Source organism: Polaribacter sp. 2405UD43-2, from assembly GCF_058147125.1.
This window is the reverse complement of record NZ_JBYVJX010000071.1, coordinates 1-245: the sequence shown is the minus strand read 5'-3', so window position 1 is coordinate 245 and position 245 is coordinate 1. Positions and strand designations below refer to the sequence as shown.

The following is a 245-nucleotide window of genomic DNA, read 5'->3' as shown; positions in this document are numbered from 1 at the left end:
CGAAGCATTTGTTGGCTTCGGTTTGTCTACTTTAAAAATATATCTTTAAGAATTTTCGATGGCTGATTGTAAAAAAGGATAAGAATAGTCAGTTAAAATTAGTCCTTTTTTATATCCAATCATTTTTCCTTTATGATTGACCATAACTAATGTTGGAAATGACTTAAGTTTATATTGTCTGGTTAAATTGTTATTTACTTTTATTTTTTCTGTGGTTAGAATATCTGTATTTCTTGGACTATCTA

At 26.9% G+C, this 245-nt stretch carries 1 protein-coding gene; it reads right to left on the bottom strand.

The features are described 5' to 3' along the window. Positions 1-45 precede the first annotated feature (45 nt). Positions 46-245: hypothetical protein (locus ACY2RX_RS14795; protein ID WP_490104739.1), on the bottom strand; the 200-nt coding region annotated here is incomplete at its 5' end.